We start from the raw sequence: 1,076 nt of genomic DNA, 5'->3' as shown, positions 1-1,076 counted from the left end.
CGTGCCTAAGCCCTGCAGCCCTGCCCTCAACAGTTCCGCGACGACGTCGTGCGTGTCGCGCGCGCCCGTGAAGCGGGCGTCACCCTCGCTCAGATCGTCAAGGACTTCGGCGTCCACGAGATGACGCTGAACAAGTGGATGCGCCAAGCCGACATTGATGACGGCAACAAGCCCGGGAAGACCCGTGAAGACTCCACGGAGCTGCGCGAGCTCCGCCGCCGGAACCGATTGTTGGAGCAGGAGAACGAGGTCCTGCGCCGCGCGGCCGCCTACCTGTCTCAGGCGAACCTGCCGGGAAAAGGTTCTTTCCCTGCAAGCGGGAGGTGCCCCCACCGCTGGTGAGCGAGCTCGCCGCTGACGGCATTCCCGTCGTGGTGTCCCTGCGGGTCCTCAAAGCTCTCCCGCCAGCCCTACTACCGCTGGCTCAAACACCAGCTCACCCAGGCCGAGCTGGTCGAGGCCTATCGCGCCAACGCGCTACTGGATGCCCACCGCGATGACCCCGAGTTCGGCTACCGGTTCCTCGTCGGCGAAGCCGGCGAGGCCGGTGAAGAGAGGTGCGAGCGGACCGCGTGGAGGATCTGCCGGGACAACCAGTGGTTGTCCGTGTTCGACAAGAAGCGCGGCAAGAACGGGAAACGCCCGGGGCCGCCGATCCACGACGACCTCCTCCTTCTGCTCGTCGATGTATCTCTTCTCCGCCACCGCGACACCTCTTCTGTAGGTTCTGTAGGTGTTGCGACGACTGCTGGAATCCAAGCAGTCCGGTGCTCGGTGATGTCGGTGAGCCACAGCTGGTTCGGGGCCTCAGCAGTGAAGACGTGCCGGGTCCTGCCGTGCTCGTCCACCACAGCACATAGGTCCTCGTGGGCCGGCGGCCCGGGCCTCTTGCCGTTCTTGGCGCGTTTCTTGCCGAACGCCGACCACCAGCCCTGTTGCGAACAGATCGACCACGCGGCCCGCCCGGCCATCACCTGACCTGCCTCGGCGGCCTCTTCGTGCAGGTACCGATACCCGAACTCCGGGTCGTCCCGGTGTGCGTCGAACAGCGCGTTCGCGCGGTGCGCCGCGGTCAG

Annotated in this window: 1 protein-coding gene and 1 pseudogene; one reads left to right on the top strand and one right to left on the bottom strand. The window is 66.4% G+C overall.

The window, feature by feature from the left end; genetic code table 11:
- The first annotated feature begins 48 nt into the window (after positions 1 to 48).
- Positions 49 to 342, top strand: coding sequence for a transposase (locus A5728_RS12515; RefSeq protein ID WP_156523464.1), 294 nt, complete (start codon positions 49 to 51; stop codon positions 340 to 342).
- Positions 343 to 512: 170 nt separating this feature from the next.
- Here the strand turns inward: A5728_RS12515 and A5728_RS14920 are convergent.
- Positions 513 to 1,076, bottom strand: a pseudogene (locus A5728_RS14920) (hypothetical protein); the annotation flags it as partial.

It is taken from the genome of Kocuria sp. ICS0012, assembly GCF_001665945.1.
Classification (GTDB): Bacteria; Actinomycetota; Actinomycetes; order Actinomycetales; family Micrococcaceae; genus Kocuria; species Kocuria marina.
Note: the sequence above shows the minus strand (reverse complement) of the source record. Positions and strands in the feature narration are given on the sequence as shown.